Annotated in this window: 33 protein-coding genes; 2 read left to right on the plus strand and 31 right to left on the minus strand. The window is 40.4% G+C overall.

The annotated features are described in order from the left end of the window. Positions 1-74: 74 nt before the first annotated feature. Genes ACZ07B_RS04030 through ACZ07B_RS04090 form a run of 13 tightly spaced genes read right to left on the minus strand, consistent with a single transcriptional unit; the run spans position 75 to position 11,277 of the window. Positions 75-239: an XkdX family protein gene (locus ACZ07B_RS04030; RefSeq protein ID WP_268290676.1), complete on the minus strand. Its 165-nt coding sequence runs from the start codon at positions 237-239 to the stop codon at positions 75-77. Continuing rightward, positions 236-565 (minus strand): XkdW family protein, encoded by a 330-nt coding sequence (locus ACZ07B_RS04035; RefSeq protein WP_268290677.1) that lies wholly within the window; start codon positions 563-565, stop codon positions 236-238. Before ACZ07B_RS04035 ends, ACZ07B_RS04030 begins: the two co-directional genes overlap by 4 nt. Positions 566-574: 9 nt before the next feature. Then, on the minus strand, positions 575-1,675 hold the full coding sequence (locus ACZ07B_RS04040) for a hypothetical protein (RefSeq protein ID WP_464876922.1): 1,101 nt from the start codon (positions 1,673-1,675) through the stop codon (positions 575-577). A 3-nt stretch (positions 1,676-1,678) separates the two neighbouring features. Continuing rightward, a complete protein-coding gene (locus ACZ07B_RS04045) occupies positions 1,679-1,951 on the minus strand; it encodes a hypothetical protein (protein WP_032722163.1) in 273 nt (90 codons plus the stop codon). Beyond that, positions 1,948-2,526 (minus strand): YmfQ family protein, encoded by a 579-nt coding sequence (locus tag ACZ07B_RS04050; protein WP_464876923.1) that lies wholly within the window; start codon positions 2,524-2,526, stop codon positions 1,948-1,950. Before ACZ07B_RS04050 ends, ACZ07B_RS04045 begins: the two co-directional genes overlap by 4 nt. Continuing rightward, positions 2,510-3,556, minus strand: a complete 1,047-nt coding sequence (locus ACZ07B_RS04055) for a baseplate J/gp47 family protein (RefSeq protein ID WP_464877034.1) — start codon at positions 3,554-3,556, stop codon at positions 2,510-2,512. Before ACZ07B_RS04055 ends, ACZ07B_RS04050 begins: the two co-directional genes overlap by 17 nt. After that, positions 3,549-3,974, minus strand: coding sequence for a DUF2634 domain-containing protein (locus tag ACZ07B_RS04060; RefSeq protein WP_464876924.1), 426 nt, complete (start codon positions 3,972-3,974; stop codon positions 3,549-3,551). Before ACZ07B_RS04060 ends, ACZ07B_RS04055 begins: the two co-directional genes overlap by 8 nt. Positions 3,975-3,986: 12 nt before the next feature. After that, positions 3,987-4,253: a DUF2577 family protein gene (locus tag ACZ07B_RS04065; RefSeq protein ID WP_464876925.1), complete on the minus strand. Its 267-nt coding sequence runs from the start codon at positions 4,251-4,253 to the stop codon at positions 3,987-3,989. Then, complete coding sequence (locus ACZ07B_RS04070) at positions 4,250-5,230, minus strand: XkdQ/YqbQ family protein (protein ID WP_464876926.1); 981 nt, start codon at positions 5,228-5,230, stop codon at positions 4,250-4,252. Before ACZ07B_RS04070 ends, ACZ07B_RS04065 begins: the two co-directional genes overlap by 4 nt. Positions 5,231-5,242: 12 nt before the next feature. Further along, positions 5,243-5,902 carry a LysM peptidoglycan-binding domain-containing protein gene (locus ACZ07B_RS04075; RefSeq protein WP_021480096.1) on the minus strand — a complete coding sequence of 220 codons (660 nt, stop codon included), beginning with the start codon at positions 5,900-5,902 and terminating at the stop codon, positions 5,243-5,245. Further along, positions 5,895-10,646 (minus strand): phage tail tape measure protein, encoded by a 4,752-nt coding sequence (locus ACZ07B_RS04080; protein WP_464876927.1) that lies wholly within the window; start codon positions 10,644-10,646, stop codon positions 5,895-5,897. Before ACZ07B_RS04080 ends, ACZ07B_RS04075 begins: the two co-directional genes overlap by 8 nt. 2 nt (positions 10,647-10,648) lie before the next feature. Further along, on the minus strand, positions 10,649-10,786 hold the full coding sequence (locus ACZ07B_RS04085; protein ID WP_464876928.1) for a hypothetical protein: 138 nt from the start codon (positions 10,784-10,786) through the stop codon (positions 10,649-10,651). A 41-nt stretch (positions 10,787-10,827) separates the two neighbouring features. After that, entirely contained in the window at positions 10,828-11,277 is a 450-nt protein-coding gene (locus ACZ07B_RS04090) for a phage tail assembly chaperone (RefSeq protein ID WP_032725183.1), read from the minus strand. 816 nt (positions 11,278-12,093) lie between these two features. On the opposite strand from ACZ07B_RS04090, the gene bsrH reads away from it, so the two are divergent. After that, positions 12,094-12,183 (plus strand): type I toxin-antitoxin system toxin BsrH, encoded by a 90-nt coding sequence (gene bsrH / locus ACZ07B_RS04095; protein ID WP_075058862.1) that lies wholly within the window; start codon positions 12,094-12,096, stop codon positions 12,181-12,183. Positions 12,184-12,523: 340 nt separating this feature from the next. On the opposite strand, the gene ACZ07B_RS04100 is transcribed toward bsrH, so the two are convergent. The 15 genes from ACZ07B_RS04100 to terS are packed head-to-tail and all read right to left on the minus strand — an operon-like array spanning position 12,524 to position 23,858. Further along, positions 12,524-12,967, minus strand: a complete 444-nt coding sequence (locus ACZ07B_RS04100; RefSeq protein ID WP_153940215.1) for a phage tail tube protein — start codon at positions 12,965-12,967, stop codon at positions 12,524-12,526. A 2-nt stretch (positions 12,968-12,969) separates the two neighbouring features. Then, on the minus strand, positions 12,970-14,370 hold the full coding sequence (locus ACZ07B_RS04105; RefSeq protein ID WP_464876929.1) for a phage tail sheath family protein: 1,401 nt from the start codon (positions 14,368-14,370) through the stop codon (positions 12,970-12,972). Beyond that, positions 14,371-14,562 carry a hypothetical protein gene (locus ACZ07B_RS04110; protein WP_032679171.1) on the minus strand — a complete coding sequence of 64 codons (192 nt, stop codon included), beginning with the start codon at positions 14,560-14,562 and terminating at the stop codon, positions 14,371-14,373. Beyond that, a complete protein-coding gene (locus ACZ07B_RS04115) occupies positions 14,559-14,996 on the minus strand; it encodes a phage tail terminator family protein (RefSeq protein ID WP_326229308.1) in 438 nt (145 codons plus the stop codon). Before ACZ07B_RS04115 ends, ACZ07B_RS04110 begins: the two co-directional genes overlap by 4 nt. 12 nt (positions 14,997-15,008) lie before the next feature. Next, positions 15,009-15,512: an HK97 gp10 family phage protein gene (locus tag ACZ07B_RS04120; protein WP_464876930.1), complete on the minus strand. Its 504-nt coding sequence runs from the start codon at positions 15,510-15,512 to the stop codon at positions 15,009-15,011. Next, positions 15,509-15,871, minus strand: coding sequence for a YqbH/XkdH family protein (locus ACZ07B_RS04125; protein WP_326229310.1), 363 nt, complete (start codon positions 15,869-15,871; stop codon positions 15,509-15,511). The genes ACZ07B_RS04120 and ACZ07B_RS04125 overlap by 4 nt, the downstream gene beginning before the upstream one ends. Further along, positions 15,868-16,263: a protein YqbG gene (yqbG, locus tag ACZ07B_RS04130; RefSeq protein ID WP_464876931.1), complete on the minus strand. Its 396-nt coding sequence runs from the start codon at positions 16,261-16,263 to the stop codon at positions 15,868-15,870. The genes ACZ07B_RS04125 and yqbG overlap by 4 nt, the downstream gene beginning before the upstream one ends. A 4-nt stretch (positions 16,264-16,267) precedes the next feature. Then, positions 16,268-16,579, minus strand: a complete 312-nt coding sequence (locus ACZ07B_RS04135) for a YqbF domain-containing protein (protein WP_187952900.1) — start codon at positions 16,577-16,579, stop codon at positions 16,268-16,270. Positions 16,580-16,589: 10 nt separating this feature from the next. Continuing rightward, complete coding sequence (locus ACZ07B_RS04140) at positions 16,590-17,525, minus strand: phage major capsid protein (protein ID WP_003229922.1); 936 nt, start codon at positions 17,523-17,525, stop codon at positions 16,590-16,592. Between the two features lie 18 nt (positions 17,526-17,543). After that, the gene (locus ACZ07B_RS04145) at positions 17,544-18,518 is read right to left on the minus strand and encodes an XkdF-like putative serine protease domain-containing protein (RefSeq protein WP_464876932.1); all 975 of its coding nucleotides are present in this window, start codon (positions 18,516-18,518) and stop codon (positions 17,544-17,546) included. A 32-nt stretch (positions 18,519-18,550) separates the two neighbouring features. Next, on the minus strand, positions 18,551-19,285 hold the full coding sequence (locus ACZ07B_RS04150) for a hypothetical protein (protein WP_464876933.1): 735 nt from the start codon (positions 19,283-19,285) through the stop codon (positions 18,551-18,553). 39 nt (positions 19,286-19,324) lie between these two features. After that, entirely contained in the window at positions 19,325-20,242 is a 918-nt protein-coding gene (locus ACZ07B_RS04155; RefSeq protein ID WP_464876934.1) for a phage head morphogenesis protein, read from the minus strand. Next, positions 20,239-21,771 (minus strand): phage portal protein, encoded by a 1,533-nt coding sequence (locus ACZ07B_RS04160; RefSeq protein WP_464876935.1) that lies wholly within the window; start codon positions 21,769-21,771, stop codon positions 20,239-20,241. Before ACZ07B_RS04160 ends, ACZ07B_RS04155 begins: the two co-directional genes overlap by 4 nt. Before the next feature lie 3 nt (positions 21,772-21,774). Further along, on the minus strand, positions 21,775-23,070 hold the full coding sequence (locus tag ACZ07B_RS04165; protein WP_464876936.1) for a PBSX family phage terminase large subunit: 1,296 nt from the start codon (positions 23,068-23,070) through the stop codon (positions 21,775-21,777). Then, the gene (terS, locus tag ACZ07B_RS04170) at positions 23,067-23,858 is read right to left on the minus strand and encodes a phage terminase small subunit (RefSeq protein WP_464876937.1); all 792 of its coding nucleotides are present in this window, start codon (positions 23,856-23,858) and stop codon (positions 23,067-23,069) included. Before terS ends, ACZ07B_RS04165 begins: the two co-directional genes overlap by 4 nt. Before the next feature lie 181 nt (positions 23,859-24,039). On the opposite strand from terS, the gene ACZ07B_RS04175 reads away from it, so the two are divergent. After that, positions 24,040-24,165 (plus strand): YjcZ family sporulation protein, encoded by a 126-nt coding sequence (locus ACZ07B_RS04175; protein ID WP_213383320.1) that lies wholly within the window; start codon positions 24,040-24,042, stop codon positions 24,163-24,165. A 245-nt stretch (positions 24,166-24,410) separates the two neighbouring features. Here ACZ07B_RS04175 and ACZ07B_RS04180 read toward each other — a convergent pair whose 3' ends face one another. From ACZ07B_RS04180 to ACZ07B_RS04190, 3 genes are all read right to left on the minus strand, one after another. Continuing rightward, positions 24,411-24,644 (minus strand): hypothetical protein, encoded by a 234-nt coding sequence (locus ACZ07B_RS04180; protein WP_464876938.1) that lies wholly within the window; start codon positions 24,642-24,644, stop codon positions 24,411-24,413. A 107-nt stretch (positions 24,645-24,751) separates the two neighbouring features. Beyond that, positions 24,752-25,543 (minus strand): hypothetical protein, encoded by a 792-nt coding sequence (locus ACZ07B_RS04185; protein WP_464876939.1) that lies wholly within the window; start codon positions 25,541-25,543, stop codon positions 24,752-24,754. Between the two features lie 265 nt (positions 25,544-25,808). After that, positions 25,809-26,264: a sigma-70 family RNA polymerase sigma factor gene (locus tag ACZ07B_RS04190; RefSeq protein WP_464876940.1), complete on the minus strand. Its 456-nt coding sequence runs from the start codon at positions 26,262-26,264 to the stop codon at positions 25,809-25,811. Positions 26,265-26,416: the final 152 nt, after the last annotated feature.

Below are 26,416 nucleotides of genomic sequence, written 5' to 3' on the forward strand. Positions count from 1 at the left end.
TGCTATTGTAGATCATTAGTGGTGAGCATGGGTTTACAACGGAACCACCCCCTTTAAGGCAAAATAAAAAAGCCCTAAATGGCTTCTCCTGTGATCTCTTTATACTGTTCAGCTGTAATGAGTTTTTTCTCTATTCCTTCCTGTAAATCTTCGGGCGAGCAATCTTTGAAATGGATTGCCTTTTTCACCATTTCAGAAGAAGCCCAATTATAATGCAAAGCCAGCACCCAATAATTCATGAATCTTTCCCTCCTTGTAGAGTAAGCAGTTGTAACTTTATTTTTGAGAGCTCGCTTCCCAAAGTTTGGTTTAATTCTTCAAGTTGTTTACGAGCTAGCTTCTCCTGAGATAACTCTCGCGCGAGTAGCTCAATCTGATCGGGATGTTCATAAGACGTTTTTTTCTGTGACTCCTTCCACCAGTCCTCTAATTCTTCTTGAGTCGGTAACGGCGCCCTGATATTCCATTTCTCAATGTATGAACCGTTCCCGTCATTCCGTAATTCAAAATCTTTTCTCGGTACTGCGTTAGGATACTTGTACATAATCGCATCATACAAAATCATAAAAGCCTCCTAAAATCTCGGGTAATTTCTGCCGCCGATTTCTGTGATATCAAAGTAGTTATACCATCCTGAGTTATCAGAAATATACCGTGCAGTATTACCGTCATAACCCACATAAAGGTACATCTCTATATAGTCCCCCTTATCAGCCGGAACAGTAGCAGCTCCATATACTCCTACATTGAAATCTGCAGTATCAGACGGGCTTGCAGGGCTATTTCTATAATGTGCTATGTTTTTATAAATCGTTCCGTTCAAGTAAATCTCTAATTCATAGTTGGCATATCTCTGAACGTTTTCAATATATACACCGGCATTGACTAGAAACATTCCGCTGTTTGGACAGATAAACCGGCAATTATTAATGTCAAAGGCATTATGACTGTCCTTTATCTTTCGATTAAAACGAATTTTTTGCTTTTCTCCTTTGATAAGAAGTTGCTTACCTGTTGTTCCAATATTGGCATGAGCGAACCCTGATATCTTTTGCCAAGGGGTCCACCCTGAACCACTCCACCAGTGTCTAATCCAAACTCCTGTACTATCGTAGTAAGTCCCAGACTCATTTCCTGTTCCATAAAAGTATTGCGTAAATCGGTAATTATTATATTTTTCATTTTTGACTATGCCATAACCCAAAGGGTAACCTGTAGTATTTCCCTGACCAATCTCCATTAAGGTCAGTCCTAAAGGATATTCTTCCCCTCCTGTTCTTGCATCTTGAATAGCATAGTCTCCAGTAATTAACGTTAGATTGTTATTTTTGTAGTTGGTATCCACGTAATGTTTTGCATCCGTTAAAGCCTTATCAGCTTTTTCCTGAGCCCCGGCAGTTGTTTCTTTTGCATTCCAATTCTCCCGTTCTACTGGTGTAATGTGCCGTTGTAAATCATTACGATGCTCTTCAAATTCTTTTTTCGAAGCTTGCTGTACATTATCTACGTTCCCTAGCCCGATTTGCGCCTTTGTTGTATTGTGAGGGTTGTTCATGTCATTTTTATGTACAGCTAAATCTTTATGCGCGTCTTGAATACCTTTCTCCCAACGGTTCACATCATCCTCATTAATAGGATCATCTGGCAGCCAGTCTCTTTTTGCTTCATATGCCATTTGTTACACCACCTCAAAAGTAATCCTAAAATCAAGCGTTCTATTATTACTGACGTCTAAATCTGTTGTTCTTTCCGTAATTACGTTGTTTTGTTCATCAAGGATCTGCACACTCTTAATATGTTTGATATCTTCCTCTCGTTGAGTAAGTACCGTGACAACCGCACCGTGAATGGTGAGTTCCACAATTTCTGTTTCACTCCCATTCAGTAGCACTTTCGATATCCTATTTTTCAAATCTGCAGCTGTACGCTCTCTATAAACCTGCGTAATCATGCAAGGACCACCTCGTTATTATTGAGCGTGACGGAATAACCTACCTTTAGCTCACTTGCTTTTCGATACCTTCTGTTATTCAAAATGACAGTATCTTTTATCTTGAGTGGCTCATTCACAGCAGCTCGCAAGGTATATGCCAAATGAGCTGGCTTCATATTCTCCAATGTTTCTATGAGCTCGCTCATATGCTGCATATCATCTATATCAATATCAACATTAAAACGGTACTGTCCTTGAAGCAGCCTGACCTGAGCAGACGGATTTTTCAGGAACCGGTTCAATGCCTGTTCAATGGCCTTATATGTTGCGGGCGGTATATTGGACATTTTAGAGATTAGACGCAATCGGCGGATCTCATCGGGGTCACCTGATTCCCGCGGTACGTTCAAAATCTTTTCCCATCGTTCAAGCCCCCAGGTTGCCGTAGTAATAAACAGCTGATCTGTCAGATCAAAGATGCTGTTATTTTGCTCCTCAAATTCCGGAGCTTCCGCTTTAAGAAGTTCAGCCATTTCCTTTAACTTGGTAAGGAACGGAGGCAGGTAAGCAGTCATTTCATCGAGTTTGCTCAATGATGTTCACCTGCCCCAATTTAGGGATTTCGACGTCACTCAGAACCAAATTTTCGGCCACGCCGTTGATTTTAATATCTGCGTAATCACTTACTGAAGGTGAATTGTAGACGATATTATTAATCTGCGATAAACGGATGACGTTATCTTCAAAAGCAATCTTTTTAAAAAGATTTAAAACGCCTGATTCGATTTCTTGCTTTACCTGATCGATAGAGCTATTGACCTCGGGAAGTACCTCGGCTGAAATCTCAACCTCTTTCCATTCCGCACTCTCCACTGTGACAAAGGCACCTATTGGCGCTTGTCCCTCACCTTGTCCGGGTTCAGGATCAATATAGTTTTTCACTTTTGATATTAAAATATCAGAAGCAGGTTCCAAGTTAGCATTGGTCACGACAATTTTGACTGTGCTGTCCCCGTTCCAAAGCGGAAAGACCTTTACCTTCCCTACTCCGTCTACTTCTTCAGCCCATTGTTTATAGTGAGCTTTATTGGCACTGACAGCTTCCCGACGCACGCGGGTAAAATATCTAGCTCTTAAACTGTCATCATCCTCCTCTTCTCGGCCAGGAATTAGAATCTCTTTCACGATCGCTTTTTGGAGTCCTGGTATGGTGTCTAATGACAATAGATTCTGGCCGGAAATATTTGCGTTCCCCGCTTCCCCCGCTGTTTCACATTCCAATGTTCCGTCAGCTGTGTATTGAAAATAAAGATTATCAACATAAAAGCGAGACCCTACAGGAATGGTCACGTCTTCAGTAAACTCCCCTGCCCTGACTGCTTTCGTGGCAGCCGTTCGCTCAATGCCTGCTTCAGTAGCCCGACGATCTAAAAATTCCCCTTGTGCTGTGTCTGAGAAGACAAGTTCCAGCACAGTATCGAGCCAAATATATGACTTGGCCAATTCTGCGGCTGCAGGAGCTAAGGCATTATAAATCACGCTGCCTTCCCTTGTATCAATGTCCGCTGAAATGCTGTTCAACATACGGTCCATAATCACTTCAAAGGTTTGATCCTCAAACATCTTCATCAAGCACCTCCTCGATCTCCAATGTTCCCTCGTCAGTTTCGACTATAAAGGAGACATGGAACGAATCGCCTTGTTTTTCTATTTCAAAATCTATAACAGCAGAAATCCGATCGTCATAGATCAGTGCTTCCTCTATCAGCCGCGGGATCTCCATTTTCTTATATGCGTCTGTTGTTTCGTTATCTGCCAACACTTCTTGAAGCTCATTTCCAATGTCATGACTGTAAACAGGGTATGCATATCGCTCAGTATGGAGAGATAGATATACAAACTGCTTGATCGCTTCAAGACCTGTGATGATTTCATTTGTGATACGGCCATTTTCAAAATCTATTTTGTAGGTTTGCGAGGTCTCTATGATTTCGCTGTCATCTTCTATATCCTCAAACTCGATTTCCGGAGACAAAGCCATTTCAAACACCCCCTATATTTTGTCGAGAATAAAAAATGATTGTCCGCCTTTTAAGGAGACAACCATCACATTCTCACCCATCTTTAGTTCTTCATCTCCTCTAGCGCGCAGCCGTTTAGGAATAATAATCAAATCAGACGGAATAATTAGCTTTTCATTTTCATTGAGTTTAATTTCAACAGGAGAAACGGAAACCACTTCAGCCGGCAGGATATCCACCGGCGACTCTGAACCAACGGCACCGACAGCCAAATGCTTGATCGCTTCACTTAGTCTCATGAGGAAACACCATCAGGGATAGAATTTTTCTCAACCACATCAATGGTCATCGTGTGTGTCGATCCTTTAAATTCGTGTTTATCTGTATCAATCCAGTATGTTCTCTTAATCCCGACTTCCGGAATTGAAATATAGACAGGCAAACCGCTCTGAAGATCTGGAATCCCTATTGCTTGAATACTTTTGAGTTCTTTTTTGACGCCTTTCTTCTGTGCTTGTTTAACTTTCGCACGCTGCTGAAGCTGTGCTTGGTTAATGTTATCGGAGACCGTTTCTACATACTGAAGCACGCCGTATTTACTGATACCCGAGTTGTCACTTGCGGTGGCCGTGTAAGTTTTATTGTCTTTCTGACGCCGTAGTTTTACTCTTGTGGCCGTGTCATTAATGGAAGTGCTGTATTGATAACCAGTAATGTTCACACCCGTTTCTAGCACCCATACTTCTGAAGGGTCTGGCCAAGCACGTAGACCAAGCTTCCCCTTCGCCGAATATAATTGATAATTCCTTCCGGTTTGGCTCTTCGTTTGTTTCAAGGCTTTTAGAATCATGTCATAAAGACTCGTATCATCTTTAAACACTAATGATTTAATGGTGTAACTCGTATTTGCAATGGATGTAGTCGGGATTTGAAAATCTCTTGCAAGGCGCTTTATAATCTCGTCTGCACGCTGATTAGAGAACACATAAACATCCTTGTTCTTGACCAGATATTGCAGCATGTCATAAGCCGTAAAGGTCAGCCCGTGTTCTTCCGGATTGCGAGAAAACACAATACCTCGAAACAGCTCTTTTCCTTTCCACTTAAACAAAACCGTATCTCCTTCTGATACGCTGTAATATGAATGGGTTCCTTGTTTCGTTATGATCTTTGCTGTGATTGATCGCGGTGCCTGATACCGTTGGCCCTCAAGAGAAACACTTTCAGTTACCAGCTCAAGCCATTCCGTTTCTTTAATGACGAAAAGTTCTATCATGTCATCACCTGCTTACTGCGGTATCTTTAATTTTTGCCCAGGAAAGATCCAGTGTCCTGGCTGTCTGATATTCCGTTTGCTTCGTTTGATCATAGCCTTTTTATTGACGTTCCAGATCTTGCGCCATTTTGTGCTGTCTCCATAAAATTTGCCGGCAAGGTCCCACAGTGTATCGCCTTTCTTAACGGTGTACGTTTTAGGAGCTGATTTAGATGGCCGTTTCTTCTTCGTCTTTTTCTTCTGCTTGATCTTCCGCGGCGAAGCAGTTTTGTATTCCTTCAGCTTTATTTCATAATCACGATCACCTATATCTTTTTGGCCCTCGCTATAAGAAAAAACCTCGATACTGCAAGTTAAATTAATTTTCGTTCCAGTAATTAAGAATTGAACCGGCTTTTTAGATTTCACCCATTTCTCGATCTTTGCAATAGCATTTTCAGGAGAAGGAAATCCTTTATACTCAGCAAGCGGGCTATGTTTCTTTGGAAAAAAAGAAGAGAACGAAATTTCTTTCGCTCCCGGTTTATCAATAAAAGTGATCTCCCCAAAACTAGCCACTTTTACTGATTCATTTTGAATTGTGTTGGATATATCAATTTGTTCAGGAAGGACCGGAAGCCGCAGCTTGTCCTTCCCTTGTGAAATCCAGAATTCATATATGGATTTAGTCAAAAGCAACGACTCCCTTCGTTCCAATGTTGATATCCTGTTCAAGCTCATCGACAAGGGCCTGCTTAATCTTAGCTACAAGACTGTTCATGTCTTGACCATTGTGAAAATGCTGATCGCCATTAAACTGAATAATAACCTCTTTACCTCCTGATGCTTTAACAGTTGTTTGCTGACTACCTGTTGTAGCTGCTGTTACCTGACTGGAAGATAATTCAGTTTGACCTTTTTGAGATGGGTCTGTGACTTCCATTCCGAGTGCCTTAGCTGCTTGGGCTAATAAATAACGTCCACGGATGCCTCGCTCCTCCGGAATGATCCATTCCCTTTTGTTTCCTTCACCGACACGTGCAATCTGCTCTTTGGTAATAAGTCCGCCGTTAGCGTAGCCAACATATGGACCTCCGTGTCTCATGCTTCTAATGCCTGGTACATTATTAATTGATCCATATCTGCTTTTGATATAGCCAATCGCAGCAGCAGCGTTGTGAATCGGGTTAAGAATGTTATTCATTCCCGGCAATTTGTGTGCGTTGAAGGTACTTGGGATTGTCTGCATGAGCCCCTGAGATGGATGTCCTGCTTTCGCATTACTATCCCATAAGTTAATTGCCTTCGGATTACCCCCTGACTCATGCTGAGCAATTGTCATCAGCCCTGGAAGCCAGCTCATTGGTGTCTTTGTGGCCATGATAGCTGCCATAAGCCATTGCTTCACATTTCCGCTAACTGCTCCCATTCCGGAATAAGCAGCAGCTAGTGAACCTGCTTGTTTTTCAGCAAACTTTTTCACATCAACTGAATCCAGACCTTTTACAATACCAATAGAGGCAAAACGACCGAGACTCATCATGACACGGGAAGGTGAATGAATATCAAGCTCTTCACGAAATGCCTTCTCAACTTTTTTCGCCAGTTCCTTGGCAGCTTCATGGACTTCACTTGCCTTAGAAGTCATGCCAGAAACAAAATTACCGACCATACCGCTTCCCCAGCCGTTTGATGATTCTTTTGAGCGGATAAACGGCTTGTTAATATGAGTGCTGACGTATTGATCAGTACCAGTTTGTGAACTATTTTGTCCTGAAGCAAAACCTTTGACCGTTCCACTTCCCCATGAAGAGGATTTATTTACGGTGTTCTGGAATGGTGTTTTAACCTTCGTCTGCAAGAAGCCATCTGTACCGGTTGAAGTACTGTTTTGACCTTTAGCATAACCATTGACCATTTGCTTTCCGTAATTCGGAGAATAAGAGATTAAATTGTTCATTGGCTGTCCAACGTTTTTCTGTTTCCATGCTTCCATAGAAACAACATTATCTCTAATTCCTTGATCAAAGCTCTTCGTGAACTGTTGACCAAATGATGTTGCTTGTTCATCAAGACTGGATGTGTCAATAATAGGAGATACAGAAGCAGTCACCGCCGCACTACGGACTAGCGGGGAAGTTGCTGGTTCACCTCCTGCAGATGAAGCAGATGCTATATCATCAACAACACTCATCCCTAATTTCGAAGCAGCTTGAGAAAGGAGCATTTTGCCGCGACCTTTATTATTCTCAACAGGAATAACAAACTCTTTACCTGCTTCACCAATCCAAGATATTGTTGGTTTCGTAATGTAACCACCAGTAGCATGTTTCTTTGGCTTTTCTTTTCCCGTACCAAATAAATAATTTACGCCACTCTTCACATATCCCCACGCTTTACCAGCAGTTTTTTTCGCACTTGAAGCTACTTTACCACCAACTTCTTTTACTCCGCCTAAAATACTGCTTCCCAATTCCTTTACACTCTGCCACTTTTCAGACCACCACTTCTTACTAAAAAGGGTTTCTGAGATGGAACTCTTAACACTTTTCCATATTGATTTAGCATTGTCCCATTTATTTTTTGACCAGCTCTTTACACTTTCCCATTTTCCTGACCACCATTTCTCACTAAATAAAGTGGATTTCAGCTTTCCTTTAACTGATTGCCAAACAGAAGACGCACTGTCCCATTTACTTTGAGCCCAACCTTTTACGCCTTCCCACTTTCCTGACCACCACTTCTCACTAAACAAAGTGGATTTTATTTTTCCCTTTACGGACTCCCAAACAGATGATGCACTATTCCATTTGTCCTGTGCCCAGGTTTTAACGCCAGACCACTTCTCAGACCACCATTCATTATTAAATAAAGTAGACTTCACCTTTTCTTTTACATTAGACCATGTATCACTTAACCCATTGAGAGAAGTCTTCGCATTACTCTTAATGCCGGACCATTTTTCAGACCACCATTTTTGATCAAATAATGTACTGTCTAGTTTCTTTTTTACTTCTGAACCATCAAACGCCTTACCTAAACTTGAGCCGCCCATGGTGCCTGCTATACCGCCAACTAATCCACCAATAGCTGTTCCCACTCCTGGAAAAACACTGCCAATAGCTGCTCCTGTAGCCGCTCCAGCAAGGCCACCGCCAGCTGATCCAATTTTTTCACCAACATTGTCTTTATTCATCCCAATTAAATCGGTTACCGCTAACGCTGTTCCTAATAGAGGAACTCCCTTTGTAAACTTACCAACACTTTTCAGAGGACTTAAAACTTTCCCGAACTTCGATGTACCGCCTGCAGCTCTACCTGCTGAGTATAGTTCCGATCTCGTAGTGGTTATTGCTGATCTTGAATCTCTGGTTGGATTAGTACCTACAGTTCTACCGGAACGCCTTCTCTCCAACCGTTCAGATGACACAGCAATTGAACTGTCAGAAGGGTTCATTCGGTTTGGATTACCGCGTCGTCCTAAAACTCTTTTCCCTCGTCTTCTACGAATGCGATCATTTTTACCTCCATCGCTACAACAGCAACATGTTAAGCTGCCACTTCGAGGCAAACTCGTTGGACCTATGGCAGTTTTGGATGTCCTTGTGCTGGCATTACGATTACTGTTTCTGTTCCTCCTTTCACTTCGCGTATTAGCGCCAGCTTCAGGAGTACGTTTTGGAATTAACTTTCGGATTACGCCTGCTGCATCACTTCCGACAGTACCTATGCCTTTTAAAAGCGGACGTAGTATTTTCAAATAACCAATCAACCCAATTAAAGAAGGGATCACAACTTTAATCGCTGTTTTTAAATCATCCCAATGGTTGACGCTCCACTCAATGGCTACGTTTAACTTATCACCTATCTCCTTACCAAGATCAGCAATATCTTTTTTGATCTCTTTAAGCTTTTCCTGACCTTCTTTACTGTTAATGAACGAGCTGATTTTATCAAAGGCCGGTCCTAATCCAGTTAGCAGAGATGTTCCCATATCCTTAGATAAGCTTTCAAAATCTCTCATGGCATCATTAACCGGTGTCATTGGGTTATTATCCCGAAGTTTCGTAAAGCTACGTTCTAATTCATCGCTTGTTTTGGCACTTGTACCAATACCCTCAGCCATATCTAAAATCGGCTGCTTAAGGTCTTCATATTGTGTTCCAATAAGCTCAGTCGCAATAGCAGCCCGCTTTGTTTTATCTTTCACTTTAGAAAGGGCTTTTGCCACCCTAAATAAACTTTCCTCACCGCTTATTGAACCATCTTTGAAGCCCTTGAACATTTTCTTAGTTTCCTTGGCTCCGAACAGCGTTTTAAATGCGTCCACTTGACTATCAGACATTTCGGTTCGGCGGATGTTAAACTCACGCATACTATCGGCTAGGTTATCGAAGTTTCTGGCGCCACCCTTTGTTCCTTTTATCATGGCGTTTGCAATCTGGCCGCCTGTGAGCTTCAAGTCTTTAAAGGTGGAACTGTATTCATTCATCGTATCCAATAAATCGTCGGCTTGGTCACCGGCATTCCGATATACATAAGCAATTAAGTCTCCGCTTTGTTTCCCGGACAATTTCAAGTTGTTATACATTGAACTGAAAGCACGATCTACCTCTGCCTGATCAGCATTCATGAGCTGGGCAATCTTACTTGACGACTCAGTCAATTCAGCAAGAGCTTTTTTAGAAGCCCCTGTCTGTTGCGATAAGTTTCTCAAAGATAAACTGACTTCTTCCCGAGAACTGCCCGCTTTATTGTTGAAATAGATCTGATCCGTCATTCTTGCAACATCCTTCTTATTAACGTTTGAAGTTGCTGACACATAAGCATCCTGAGACATTGTACTTTTACCTGAACCCATAATTGCACCTGCAGAAAAACCACCTGCAACTGCCAGAGTAATGGTAGCATTCTTCAAGCTGTCTATTTTCGCTTCAATAGCATCCAGAGCAGCTGAAGCTCTGTCCTTAATAGAGACGGTTGGCTCAGCATGTTCGCTGTCTACATCGGACACATGACGACGGATCTCATCTAATTGGTTTGAAGCATGATCACGAACTGAAACAGTTGGCTCAGCGTGCGAGCGATTTAAATCAGAGAGACCTCCACGGATTAAACGAAAACGTGGTGTAGCTTGATCATTTACGGAAACCGTCACCTCATGACTGCCCTTGGTAAGATCCTCAGCTTGCTGACGTATAGAATGTAAGCCATTCGAAGCTCGATCATCTAAATCCACTTCAAGCGATCGAGCCCGTCCGGTCAAACGGTTGGCCGATCGGTCAATCCGCCGCATAACTCTCTCAGTCCGGTCTTCAGCCTCAAAAATAAGAGGGCCATTAGCAGCCCTCTTAAGTCTTTCAGCATTGCCTTGTATCATTCGAAGCTTGCGGGAAATCTTATCATGTAATTCAAACGTGGCTGTTAGTTTAGCCATAGTTAATTACCTCCCTTCTTCGTTTCTTTTTCTAACAGCTCAAGCTTATAACTGATAAACCCATATAAGAGCGCCTTGAATTGTCGCGGTGCCTCATATAGTTCTCTTAATTCTGACGGGGCGTATTTGAGCTCATGCATCGCGTAATAAAGAAATACAGCCTCTTTGTCCCCGTCCTTTACTAGTTTTTTGCTGCTTCTTCAAGGTCTTCGAGATCATCATCAAATCCATTGATTTCAATTGCTTTGTTCAGCCAATTTGCATACTCACCGCCGACAGAAAGAACACGTTTTGCAACTTCCACTGGATCTTCTGTTTTGTAAGCCTCACGTAGTTCCTTAGCTTTAAAGTTCGGATAAACAGTCGTTTCAACCGCAATCCGAGCATAAAAGCGTTGGCTGTCCAAGTCCTTCACACGGCCGCGACCTTTTACATTTTTGTATGTCGTATTCTCTTTCTCCAGCTCGTCAATTCGTTCAGTCGTAATTGCTTTGAAAATGAATGGAACAACATTGCCCTCTTTGTCTACAAACCGTTTAGAAATCGGCACTTTTACTTCTTCAGCTTCGATTGTTTGTCCTGGCATAAAGAATGAAAGATCGTATACTTTTTCGTTTTGTTTTTCACTCATGTTTATTAACTCCTTCAAAATTCGATTTAAAGTTTTTCGCAATAAAAAAAGCACATTCTCCTGTGCAAACAAATTGAAATCATCAATTTATTTAGGGGATGTGCTTACCATAATATTCATGTATAATAGATTCTTGAAACTACCTTTTCCTATCTATAAAGGAGGGTGGTAGATAATGAATTCATGTAAACACCTCCTGAGAGGAGGTGAAAAACAATGACCACTGTCCAGTTTCTGCAAGTTTTGGCACCGATAGCGTTAAAGGTTGTTGCAGACAGATATTTTAGAAAGAAAGACACAAACGAATCAAAAGACATTGCAGTGTCTAAAGTATGTTTGTGTCAACAGACGCGACGGATGATTAGTCCGAATACAAGATATAAACGGAATATTCGCCCGAATAGACGCTTTAAAAGGAAAAGGTAGCGTCGTTAATAAGAGCTAGAGTGTTGCAGCACTCTGGCTTTTATATTTTATGCATTTCTCATGAAAGAAATACACGTTAACAAGTTGTATTGTTGTAATTGGTACCAACTATAAGCTTACGCCAGTAGTTGCAATACTTTTGCTTGGCACCATTATAACATGAATATATATTGATTATATAATTATTTGTATCTTTTATTCGTTACTTTTTTTATCTCTGATCTCAAAATGGCCTCATCTTTAGAAGCCTTCCCTTTTTCTTTTATGTCTTTAATCAATAAATATCCCTCTGATTTGAAAGTGTTATGATACAATATGGTTTAGTATAAATGAATATTGGCTTTCAACATCTCAAGGGCGGTCTGGCTCACTCCCTCATGAAAGGGGGTGATGCACGTGTCAACATTTCAAGCATTGATGCTTATGCTTGCTTTCGGGTCATTTATAATTGCCCTGTTGACTTATATAAAGAAGAAATAGACCCACCCCTTGAGCTCGGCAAAGTTAAAGGGTAAAGTCTATCCTAAATACTTTCATGAAGTTGTTAAGCCAGCCCTCTTGATGGGCCAACATTTATACCGACCCGGCGGCAACCGGGTCTTTTTTATTTTATGCATTTCTCATGAAAGAAATACGGCAAAACAATATTAATAATAATAATGTTATTATTATCGTTATTATTATCGTTATTAATAACGATATAGCGATATTATAGCATACAGCGTGTGTTATAGTCATTTTTTGTTTTCGCTACTGGATATATTTTTCGCACATTGATTTTTGTACACTGGTGCATTTTTAAAATGTACACCAGTGTAGCTTAAAACGTATCCTTCAGCCGCTCAGGAACATCAAAGTCCTCAAAGGTAAACGGTACCTCTTCCTCTAATGCTTCTGAGTCCACATCAAGCCCAGCGATTTTCGCAGAATCAAAGTTCACATCGTACAAGGTGACTCGTTCAGTGCCACGACCTGAAGAGGCGTCATCCAGAACAGCTTGTAAAGTGAAGTAAGGATCACTTCCCTTTTTCACATAGTCCATCATAATAAGAACAAATTGAGAAGTCACTTTATAAAAAGTGGCGGTTCCCGTTCCATTTGCTCCAGTCGTTTTGTGCCCCGTCATTCGGCGGCCCATGATATTTACTTCGGATTTATTTTTCTCCACGTTGGCTTCAAACGTTTTGATATGTGCCATTTCTTCTCCATCAAGAAACAGCCTGCCCTCTTTACCGGAAATGGTGTTTTGCGCTTTTAATGCCATTCTTATTTCACCTCAACATTAAAGTAGAATTTTTCAGCTGCATCCACCGGTTGAACTGCAAGATCAATCAGGAAGCCGTCACGATCGTTATTCAGAGCAATAGTAATGTCATTCTCTGAATCAAAATCAGTAATGCCCCCGTTATCTTGAAGAACACTCAAGTATTGAGTAATCAGCGTTTTTACAAACTGCAGTCCGTCATTTGTAGCAGGAACGTCACTGCTGCTCGCTTTTCGAGACTTGATCAATGCTTTCAATTGAGAAGTCAGATCATTATTGATTGCATCAAGTACACGGACAATTTTGTTTTTCTGGAACATCTTATTTTTCTCTGCTGTTAGGCTTGTGAGTGAATTAATGTCCTTTTCAACCGATACTGATTTATCACGAGAATCATAAGTAAACAAGAATTCCCCATTTGACAATTGTTCAACGATTTCGTCGTTGTCAATTCGGTTAAGGACATCTACAGCTCCCTCGTATTCTACAAATGTAAGTGATTGATTAAATGTAGCCCCCGCACTTGCGCCTGCAACCCAAGCAGTAGCTTTTTCAGGAGTAATCTCCGTTCCATCTTCAAGTAGGACGCCACCAGTTACATTGATAATACCCTCATGGTCTCCCTTGTAATTTGAAAGAACACCTTGAACCTTTTGCCCTTGGTTGTCTCTCAGTCGCTTAATAAACGCAACAAAAGTCGCTTTTAATTGCTCGTTATCCTCTACAGGTAAAGCGATTGTGTCAAAGTATTCCGTTTCAGCCGCTTCCAAGAAAGCTGTATAATCAGCATTGGTCGGTGTTTTGTCTGTTCCGCCTGACAAGCGGATTCCGGAAGTTGCAGGGAGAGCACCGCTAACATCTTCAGGGGCCGTACCGGTTAACGGAATAGTGACTGTTAAATCCCCTTTCCCCGTAAACGTGACATAGTTATTTTGTTTAAGCTCTTCAGCTTTAGACACTGTTTGTTTATCCACTTCAGATTGATCAAGGTAGGTAGTGACATCAACTTTCGAAGAGTCAATAACGTTCTCCGTAATACTAATAATGATGTCATTACCTTTAGTACCGCCATAAAGAGCAGTAGCCTTTACACCTTCGCTAATGTCTGCTGAAGCACGAAGACCTTCCGTCAGACGATAAAGCAAGACTGTACTTGCCTTCTTCATCGCCTCACGTAAAAGCAACATTGAAGGATCATCAATGTTCAACCCCACTTTTTTATTCAAGTCCTCGATTGAAGAGATAGAAATGAATTTCTTAACCTCACCCCAGCTGGACGCTATCGGCAGCGCAACTGTTCCACGTTCTCCGGCAGAAACACGGTTCTCCGCGGTCGTTTTGAAGTTAAAGTAAATACCGGCACGCTCTTTTTCCTTGCCGGGTGTGAAAGTTCCGCCGTTCATCTATTTGACCTCCTTTTGAAGAAACTGAGTAATCAACTTCTTCGCTTCCGATTTTGTAATACTCGTTTTATGAACATGAAAAAGAGCACCGTCAAACACCTCGGGTCTTACCCCAAAGAGCTCTCGACTGTGCTCTCGCAAATCCTTAATATAAAAAGCATTTTCCGCTTTCTCTTTTTTAGTGGCCATCATTTCACCCCACTTTTAAATTTAAAACCATCCAATGAACGCTGTTCTTCCCGCTCATACCAATAGCGGCTCGTCCAGTTTAAGACAATGGTCGCGTAATCATCTGATACCCGCGTTTCTATTCGAGATAGGCGAATAAAATCCCCCGTATCCTCGCCAGATTTTTGTATAAGCGGAATTATGCCCTTTTTGCTTCTAAGTGCATCCGCAATCCTTTCTGCTTCGTTATGAGCCTTCTGTGCGTTTTCGTGAAAGAGTTTTACGTTTAAAATATAGGCTTTCTGAAACGTAGATACTGTGTCCGCCCCATAGACCGTGGAAGCCGGTGGAAAGTAAAGAGACGGAACAGCAAAGTCCTGCGGTATTTCTTCTTCATACACTTGAACAGGATACAGTTTGTATAGATAGCCCATAATTGAACCTACTTCTTGATTCATGGCAACACCGCCTTAAAATTCTTCATCAATCCATTGCTGCAGCTTCCGCTCAAGGCTTCTCTCAAACATCAACTGAAATATAGCCATGGCGTTATCCCAAAAGCCGGAACCGTCGACCCATTGGAACTTCAGTAGCATACCGGAATTTCTTTCGGCAGGGTCATAGTCGAAACGGTCGCCTTTCCACCGCCCTGGGACCCACCGTCTATCCTGATTTTTAGACGGATCGATAGTAAAGTGCCCGTCATTCACGTATGAGGCGTATTCTAGATTTGTTCCAATATCCAACTTTAAGCTGCCTTTTGTTATTGAAAAGATATTACCCTGGTCACCTTTCTGAAAGGAATTTAGCAAGCGGCGTGTGTCTACCGTCTTCGTCCTGATAATTTCATCTTGGATAATGTCTAGGAACTCAAAACCCATACCTTCAAGCCACTCCTCGTACTTCCCTTTCAATCCTCCACGAGAAGCACGGTTTAATGATTGAATGAACTGATCAAGACCTTTTATCTTCACAGATATTCAACCTCTCGTACTGCCGTAACTTCCCAATGATGATTCCTGATTTTGCGGGGCTTCTGTAATTTATAAGCAGTACCATCCCAAACCGCCCTGTCATTTACTCGAATATCAGCAGTTGCAGGGAAATGCACAAGGAATGATTGATAAACAGCTACATTTGGTTCCTGTTGGATAACGGACTGACTCTTTTCTGTAAAATAACACGGCTGATTTTCTATATCCGGATCATCAGGGTACGAAAAAAACGGTTGAACATCTTCAACCGGAACCCCGAATTTTTGCTGTCTATTTTCTTTTTTCTCCTGCAGATGGTAAATGTCGCATCTGTGAGTCAATAAAGATTGATAACTCATATTGATCTCATCCGCACTCTCGCTTCAATCCCTTCTAAATCAGGGTCAGCCGGTTTCACATAATCTTTTATTAATGCATACACATCAGGTTTTTGAAGAGAACTACCATCCCCTAGAGTATAAGAATAATCACCAATTTTTTCAGTTGTATATCCTTTAACAATTGACTCGTCGCCATTTATAAGAGCATAAAACTGAGACAACTTTAATAGGGCCAGACGAACCGTGTCAGGCAAAGGAATATACTCTGCATCTGAAAAATCATGTCCAACTTTAAGAATGATATCGGCAGTTGCCTCAAGTATATCCTGTTTTAACAACTCATCAGGTCTGGTCTTTACAGACTCAAAAACTGAATAATTCTTTAATTCATCGGGAGTGATTAACAGCATAAGGTCACTCCCCTTTGTTATCTATTTGGTTAAGGATGTAGGCAATTCTTTCATCTGCGTTTTTGAAGTCAGACGGATTGCCACCAAGATTATAAATAATGGATTCATGCTCTGCTTTATTCATACCTTTCAATTCCGATTCAGTATAATTTATTGGATCATCCTTTTGATTCTTAAGATCTTTATCCAGTACAAAATATGGATTTTCATTTAAATACTCATAGAGCTTTTTCGGTACTGTTTGACTGACACCTGCTCGAAAGGTTATTCCCATAACATTGTATGTTTTGCCTTTAATAAGCCTTGCAGTATACACGCCAGACCACCTACTCCTTCACTTTCACAATCTTGGCTACTGCGTCTTCTTCTTCAAAAACACTATCCAATTTTGCTGTCAAAACAATGATAAACATACGGCGACGGATGTCTTTATCTACTTCAATCCGAATGTTACGAGAGAATCCGAGAATGATATTCTTCGGATGAGTTAGGATAATATCAGAAACATCGGCTGCAGTATCTCCCTCTCCAATCGTATAAGGTTGTAAATTTGCAATACCTTTGATCGGAACACCAAAAGCAGATGAAAGGCCACCTTGAACAGCTGCATCCCCTAAATTTGTTTGACGATCAGCTACGCGATCTTTCCATTCGACCTCAATACCAGGCGATGTATAGAAACGGAACTCCTGTGGAATTCGCAAATATTTTGGAGGTACAGCTTTGTATCCTCGCTTGAACGTTTGGCGTGTCAGTTCCTCACCTGCAGCATCGACAATATGAGAAGTAGCTTGTTTTCTAATGCCATCTAATTGTGCAAGATATGAATCGGATGAAGATGTATCCCCATTTACAAGCAATTCTTCAATATCAACTGCAGCACGTTCAGCTATCATTTGCATAATTGTATTTTGAAGACCATCTTTTTCGATGTTGTTTTCAAGTGTGTCATAGGTAATGTTAACTTCAGCAATTACTTCTTTTGTGCTTAAGTTAACTGTGCTAGTTGATGGAACTGACTTTTGATCTTTAGTTAGCGCAACTCCCTCTTGGGCTGCCCTTAAAATACGCTGACCAAAACCGATCTTCTCGATTTTTTGTGTGTCATGATCCATTTGGATAACTCGCGCATCTCTTAAAATAGTTGGCGTATCTTGAACCATTCGAATAAAAGTTGAAGCTTGAGTAGGATTCATAATCCCGCCGCTCTCTAAAGTAGAAAGCGTCATTTCAGCTTTATTAATAACCTCTTGATTTCTCATTCGTATCCTCCTTATACATTAAAACAACCCTGACCAGATTGTTTTTTGAACTTGTTCAGAACCCGATTCTTCGGTTTGCTTAGATGTTCCACGGCTTTTTTCGATTGCTTCAATTCGATCAACGAGCGGTTGAACAGCATCTGAAATTGCTTTTTTCAACTTCTCAGCTTCTTTTTCAGCCTCTTCTTCTGTTTTTTCTTTATCATTCTTTTTAGGATCTTCTTCTTTTTCTAGATCTGCCAGCCGCTTCTCAATTGGCTCTAATGCTTCTTGAATGGATTTTGTTACTTCCTCCGAAGTCATTTCTTCTTCCTCCTCTTCTGTTTCCACCTGGCTCAGTAAATTTCCCAGAGCGGTATGAGCATTTTTGATTTCTTGCAAGTTTGAAGCGGAAAATTTTCTGCCCGCCTTTGCAACTGGCTCTTCATATGATTGCTGTTGTTTTCCAACAAAAAAGTTTTTGAGCAAATAAAAAAGCCCTTTCTCATCTGTTTTATCTTGAGAAACGAGCTTTTCTTCTTGTTTTTCAATTGTCTCAGCAGTACCAGCCATTGAATAACCGGTAATTTCACCTTTTTTGATTTGTTCCCAAACTTCCTCAGAAGCCTTTGTGACAAGGACCCATGATCCCTTTTTAATGGTTTCCCCATTCATTTCAAAATCAGCAGGTGAGACATAGGACTCTACCACCTCACCAACACCGCCCTGAAAATCATGTTGCTTGTCAATTTCTCGGGCATCTTTCAAGAATCCATGGGCTGCCTTTTCGATTTCTGCGGCTGTCATGAAATCCCCGTGAGCGTCCACTGTATCAGGCTCATATACGATACCGTACACAAGTTTTTGCTCGTCCGCTTCTTTCGTAAGGACCTTGACTTCCTTTTGAAAGTCCGGCTGTTTTTCTGATTTCATAAAAAAGAACTGCTTTTGATTAGCAGCCTTGTCTACATAAGAAACATGCGTGATTTTTGCGTTTACCAATTCTCTTGGCATATTGTTCACCTCCTTTCAAAATAAAAAGACCTCTATGATTGAAGGTCTTCTGCAAGTGTTTTTGATAACTCAGTACGAAGTTGTTCGAGCGACTCCGCACAAAGAACGTAATAGTCTCTTGCCCTATTTGCAAATATGGTTCTTTCATTTATATTTACTTTCATACTATCATTTTGTACTGATTGAGAAATGATAAATAACCCTTTTATAGCATCCGCCGCTTGTTTCGAAATTTTTCTATTTTCGTACAAAACATCCATAACGTGAAAAGTATCGCCTTCTAATTTCAAATCAGTATTTTCCTCTACAAAAGTTGTGATATTTTCTAAACCTTTTAAGAAATCACTCCAAATATCTTCAATAGTTCTTACTGGATCTATTAGCGCTTTTTTGATTACAACTTCTAATATTTGTTGATTATTTAACATTGTAAATACAGGAATTTCAATAACAGCTTTATCATCTTTTACAACTTTTTCAGATGCTTCTTTTAAATTAACTTTTGTAGTTTCTAATAACTCATCTACAACGACCTTAATCCCATTTCCTCCTCCCGCTTCTACTTGAACTTTCCTATTTTTTAAAGTCTCTATAATTCCTTTTTTGAAGGAAAGTGCAATTATTACTATGGCTAACGGCCAAGAGGTAATTGCACTAGTAATAAATTTAGAATTTAAAACGGATGATATAAACTTAATTAATTCAGCTGGTGGAATGTGAATATCTAATAAATATGAAAAAAACAAGAGACTGAAGAGTACTGTCATAATAATCCCCCATTCGAATAATGAGGATATTATACTACTTTATTCCATGTTTGCTAAGGCTTCTCTTCGAATCTCTTCCTTTTCCTCAGCTGACAGCCCCAAGATCTCGTTATCTACCACAGGCGAGAGAACGCAGTGACAATTAACTCGCTCAACCGCGGAAAGCTTCGTGTCCCGCGGATACATACATGTTTCGCTGCTACCGGGTATCGAAAATTCTTCATCCACTCCAATGACTGTGCCATCAAGATCGATGTGAGTTTTACGAGGATTGTTCTTCTTCCCTCCGCTGTGCCGCCATTTCTTTTTCTTTACAGCCGGCGATTGTGCATAAGATTCATGCTGAGCGGCTGAGGAAGCGGCAAGCACTTCAGTGATGGCCGTTGTGCGAGCTCGCCCCCTATCAAATTGCGGCATGTCTTTTAGGGTCAACTCAATGTCCTGAATCGATGAACCGTTCTCGATAGCATTAGTTAGCACGTTCTCCACCGCTTCATGTGTGTTTAACTTCATGATCTCAGCCAGCTTCTTTGACCAATCCTTAATCCAATTAACTGTACGGGTAGATAAGACTTTAAAAGGCACTTCTGGATCTATAGAATCCATGATTATTTCAGCCAGCTCTTCAATAGTCTGTTGCAGGAATCCCTCAGTCAGTTCCTGAAATTCATCCTCGAAGTCATCCTCCGCAAATAGGTTCTGAGTAAAAAACACTAGAAGGGCTTCTAACGTTTCTTTTGAGTCTTTACTTACAAAACCATTAAGACCATCTAAAAACTTCTTACGCTGGCGTCTGAGTAATCTAGCGATGCCTTTTTCATAATCCTCCACATATTTGGGGATATTAGATTTGCCAGGAAAGTCAGGTACCATCTCCCCCAATTGCTTATACTGATTTTCCTCTGCTTTTTGAATGAATACGTTCAGACTTTCCAGCAGTTTATCCGTTTTGTTCATCTCTTCAGATCCTCCAGAACATCCCGCATATCTTTTAATAACCCAATCATATCAGGTGTACCGGTCTTAGATTTAAACAGCGTAGCCAAAGGATCAGAAGCGGACGACTCGTTAGTCTTACCAAGCGGCCTATTGTATTCTTCCTCTGGCCATTCTTCAAGCGTCTTCCCGAGCACCCGTCCAGCCAGATCACGTAGATCATTCGGAGAAACTGCACCAGCTGTTATAAACGGTGTTAGAACCTTAGCAATCTCAAGCGGGTCTCTAAAGTCTGGCCCTTTCAACATAAGACGAACCTTATGAATTTCAAGATCATTTAGAAATAAAGCATTCAGTTTACCTGTGATTAATTTTCGTTCAGGCTGAAATACTTGTTCCTCAGTAATCTTTCTTGCTGTGTCAGCTGTCGCTCTGTTGTAATCTTGAGCTTCACCTGTATAAAGTGGAGGCAAACGAAAAGCCGATCTAATTTTGTCTCGGCTCTTTTGGTCATATTCAAGAAACAAGGCATCCTCTTGAAGGATTTCAGCAAGTGATTTAATATCAACTTTCACTGGAGCAATCTCTTCATCACCATGAATGTTTTTCCCCTTCGCTATGCCTTCCGCTTCAAGTAAAAGAAACTTATGAGCATTTTCCACACCTTCAAGCCCATTCATGTAATCCTGCAATTGTGTATATGAGTCCTCAGACAACATACCATTTTCAATTGTAATGGCAGCGGGAATATGTCTACCTTGTTTGAAGTACATGAAATTTAGCTCTTCAGCTTTTCGAGCCCCGTACAGATTAACAATATGGCCAATCCATCGCGGTTTCCCATAAGTACCGCTTCCTATTTTGAAATGGACCACTTCATTTGCTCGTTTCTCGAATGGGGTTTGTTCATCATATTGACCTGTCTCTAAATTTAAAGTGCGAGGATCACCATATTCTTTAAAATAAACCATACGGCCGTCAATCATCTGAACATACTTTCGAAATCGTTTCTCTCTTTTGATTGATTTTCTTTGTCCTTGTTCAAAGTACGTAAAATCAACTTCGATTGGTTCAGACAGTTTGCAAACTCGTACATTTTGAACGTCCATGTATTCAATGCCGGCTGGCTTATTTTCACCGTTTCGGATAACCTCAATAAATCCATTACCGGTCTTTTCTCGGTCTTCAATCACAAAGCCGAGTAAAGTCTCAGCTGACTCATCAAAGTGAAGATATTTAACGAACTCTTCAAGCTTTGTCCATTCACTTTCAGCTTCTGTTTTTTCTTCATTTGTCACATCTGGAGAGTTTACATCAAACGAATACTCAAAATCAAAACCAAAACCCACAATATTTGTCCTGTAAGCATCAACGCATTGCTGTAAGATCGTTGAATACTCAGCAATCATCTTTAATTCTTTTAGGTTATACGGAGGCGGTAAAATATTGCTGTCATAACTGTCCGCAAATTCATCTTCATAAATTTGTTTCGTTGATTCAGTAGGTGGAGAAGCTTTGATCACTCGTGCTTTAACAGATTGTTTTGACATGCTTTACCTCCTTTCTGGTCTTGATCTTTGAGGTCTCCCTTTAGATTCTTCTTTCAAATCGGTTACCTCATAATCATCGAGAGCGTACCAGATAGCTGACAGTGTATGCGGGTCTATGGTGAACTCGTCTTCTATGATGTTCCCCAGCTTATCGGTAGCATAAGTGAGCGGTTTTAGTTCATAAATCGTGTTCTCGCAACGATCAGAGCAAATGATCTTCTTGAACCGTTTGATCTTCTTTGTGTATTGGAGACGTGATCCTTGATACTTTCGGGCACCTACCATATTGAAACCGTGTTGCTGAAAATAACGTATTGTTTTGGGCTCTGCTGAATCCGCCTTGATTAATTCCTTAGTCTCTGCAAATTCCTTGAGTTCTTCGGCTGTCTTATCATCCGTCAGTCCATTTTTGTAATACTCCCAGTAGATATAGAGATATTTCTTCTCGTGATCCACAGCAACCCTAACAACGGCGTTATACGATTCCACAAAACCAAAGTCCATGCCAACTCGTTTAAGCGGCCGGTTAACGTTAGCGATTGCAGTCATAACCTCTTCATGCGGCCATTCTTCAAACTGCGGCAGAACCCGAATTCCATTCACGCCAAAGTGACCTTTCCGCGCAATCCGGTAAAGGTCTGGATCGTATTCCTTTAATTCTTCAAGTTGCTGGACGTAGCTTTCTGGCAGAAAAAGATTATCATCCGCCGTTGAGTGATGATAATAGGTATCGCCGCTAACTAATATCCGCTTTTCATAAAGCTCCTTATCTTCCAGTACAAATCGCTTCTCCCTATCATCCTTGAAGAAATGCTTAAAAGTCCAATTGTCCTCTCCAACAGGATTTGTCGAAAGTATCATGTGAAGCGGCAATGTCGGGTGACGAAGACGTCCTAACAGCTCCTTGAATCCTTCATACTTCACTTCTGAACATTCCTCAATCCAAATGAGTGAAATATTATTGATTGATTTCAGTTTGGCTGGCTTATCCATCCCTTTAAAGATGATGCGGCTGCCATTTGAAAATCGAATCTGCATAGGAGAAGATACGCACCTAACAATTCCATCTAATTTCAGATCACTTACAAGTTCATCAAAAAGAGAAAATGTGGAGTCCCTATGTGTGTCGTACACTTCTCTGATAACAAGAGCAGTACGTTTTTCTTTAAGCAATTTCAGAACAATCTTCAAAGCAACATGATAACTTTTGGATGACCCATAACCACCAACAAGAAACTGAAACTTTTGATTCCAATCAAAAAGAAATTCTTTAAAATGAGGATTTACTTGTTTAATCATTTGTCATCACTCTTGTTTACTATGGTGATCTCAAAAGGTTTATCTTCTTCTGTAAGTTCTTCAATCTCTAATTTTTCCTTGTTGATTTTTAAACGCATATGCTCCAATTTAAGGCGTCGTTCGTCTTCGGAATGAGCTAACTCATCAAACTGTTTTATTAGGTTCCTGAGCTCTGCCATTGCCCGAGATTGAGCGTTCAAGAACGTGGCATGACGATCCCAAGAAAATTGGAATTCATACTCTTCCTCTTCAACTTCGTTTGTCTCAGTTAGGACAGACTTTTTCTTTTTCAGTTCTTTAATCATTTCCTGCTTATCAGAAACGAACATGATCTTTTGTGCCCTTATTATTGCAGCATATTGGATTTGTATTTGGTCCCATATCATATCGACAGGTGAGCGCTCCTGTATTCCTTCCATGATCGATAACGTTTCTTCTGGCAGGAACTTTGAGAAGAATCCATGAGTCACAGCGTTTTGATTTCTTAGTGGAGCAGCGCCGCCTTGATTACCCAATGCATTTTTATTACCAAGTGGTGCTCTTCCTCCCTTGTTTCCTATTGCATTTTTGTTCCCTTTAGGTGCACCTCGACGTAAAAGAGCGCTCCCTTTCGATTTAGGAGCGCTCCCTTTTATTTTTTCTTCCCATTTATCGTTTGCTTTCCATTTGCGAATAGTGCTGCTTGTGATACCTAATTCCTCGGCAATGTCTTTTAACTTCTTGCTCCCGTTGCTCTCTTCCCACAAACGAAAAGCTTTGTCTCTGCGTGGATCTCGTGGTCTTGGCATTACATCTCACCCACCTCCAGACCTCATGTTTGAGTTTGTGTTTGTTTTAATAGCTTTTGCTGATGTGTCCGCTATTGCACTTTTAGACAAAATATTCATTTCTTCTTTTTTAGACTTAAATCTATGTCGAAAGTTATTGTTTATCATACCTTATACTATCTCCCCTAAAGGAGGTGGAAATATGGGATTCTTCGGTGGATACTCTAACGGAAATACTGGTTATTCAAATGGATATGGTAACTCCTTCGCTTTGATCGTGGTGCTATTCATTTTGTTAATCATTGTTGGTGCTGTATTCCTTTTCTAATCTAGAGGAGTTTAAATCCAAAGCCATCTGGTATTCATCTCCCTGTAATACTGCATACGCCATAAGAAGTTTTTATGGCGTTTTGCTATGTTATTAACTTTATCAATGCTGATAAAGTTAATAAATCAGCGTTAAAAATAAAAAGAGAGGATCATTCTAAAGCCTCTCTTTTTATTTTCTTTTATAGCTACTTTCACATTCCAGCTTCAGTATTAAATATTAAAAGCAACCCTAAGGATGCTTTTTTATTTTCTGCTCTTTATGTAATCTTCTTTACTGATACCTAAAAGCTCCGCAGAATGCTCATCTGCTGACTGTTCTAAATGATGCATTTGGTACTTAACGAATTCTTCTTCTGTAAATACCTTTTTGTCGATGAGAATATCAATTAGAGCTTCTATTGTACATTGACGGTTTACCGATCCACCTGCTAACTGTTCTAACAAATGTTGCTGATTAACATTAATTGTCTTATTCATGTCTTCATCTCCCAACTTAGTATAGGCGAAAGGTTTCGACAAAAAACCTTTACAGGATCATTAAGGTGACAAATAACCCAGTAGATTAAGATGTTTAGCTTAAATACTCAATGCTGTGCGTTCTGTTGGTTCTCTTTTTGATTTTCTTCCTGTTCAGCAAAAAGCGAAGCTGTAAAAGGTCGCTCACTTTTCACCACTAAGGCGTCTAGATATATACTATAATCTTTTTTAACAAATATAGAATATAGAAAAGGAATAGATCTTATATTATCGAGAAAAGACAAATATCTATATGTCAACTTACTATAAAGTTTATTTTTCTTAAAATAAAATCTATATTCTAAAAAACGTTTTGCATTTTCGAATCCATATAGTCTAGTAATAAATTTAAGCAAAAAATACATTGTCCGATACTTAGATATCTCTTTCTTAGACTTACGGTCATAAGGCGCAATTTTTATTAACTCATTTAAAATTTCTTCATAAAGATTAAATTGAGCACAATCTAGACTAATTCCTGATAAATCATCAACATAATCAAATCGTTTTAGTTCATTGTAAGCATTAATTATTTTAGGAGATGCGTACTTTAAGTTCTCACCGATATGATAATTTATATCATTTAACATCAACTGTTCATCTATAGGATCGTCTTTTAAAATACTTTTATTGAATTCAGTAATGAAATCACAGTATTTATACATTTTTAATAAAATAGGCGCATAAAGTTCATTGTAATAGAGTCTCTGATTGTTCTTTTTTTCTCTTCTTAAAACCAATCTGTGAGAAAAAAATTGTGCTACGCAGGCACCTATAAAAGCTCCAACTAGTGTTGTTGCAGCAGTCAAAACTGCAGGTCTCATTTCTTTTGGTATATCTGTTATCCACAAAAGTTCCATTTCTACTCCCTCCCACCTTATTATCGGATAAGGTGCGAAACAAAGGGAACCATTTGCAGAATTTGTCGAACGAAACTGTTGAATAAAACCCACTATTGGTCGGGGATATTAATTTTCACGGAATACTGCTGCTGTTTTATCACCCGATTCACTATGTAAGACCTCCCGATCGAGTAACCCCTCGCTTATCGTTGGGAGGTTTTATTCGTTGTATAGAATTGGTGGTGACGCAGGAATAATTCGCCGCGCCGACCTGCCTCCCATTTTACACCACAGATTTTTTCAGATTCAACAAACGCTCAAAGTGGCAATCTTGGCATAATTGGCTGATCAACTCGTCTTTCATTTTGCGTACAGTTTCCCGTGAAATACCAAGATGAAGACCAATAGCACGGTAACTCATCCCCTCCATCATGCAATCATAAATGACTTTATGTTGCTCTCCTTTGATCATTTCAGCCCCTAACTCCACCACATATACTAGTTCTTCATAATACTTAAGACGTTTGAAAAGACGTTCTTCTCTCATATCCATTTCCCGCAATTCAGCCTGACTCTTCCCGGGACTTCCTTTAGGCATAGCTGCTTCTAGTCCATATTGAGCAATCCCCCAATTCTTCATGGGAATTACTGAACCATAGAGTACCCTTTGCAAACGACGAACCTCTTTCACCATCCAGTGATAGCTATTGATTAGATTTTCAATGTCTTTTCGATTCATGAAACGTCCTCCTTTTTAAACAAATAAAACGGACACCAAACCAACAGCGTAAATGCTTTAGTTCAGTGTCCGCAGGCTTTCCTTCTTGGACAATATTACCTCCTCAGTGCCCATGCTGTACCCTCATTTCGGGATGCAGGCATTCGGGAGGT

The sequence above is a fragment of the Bacillus sp. 9.4 genome (assembly GCF_055486415.1).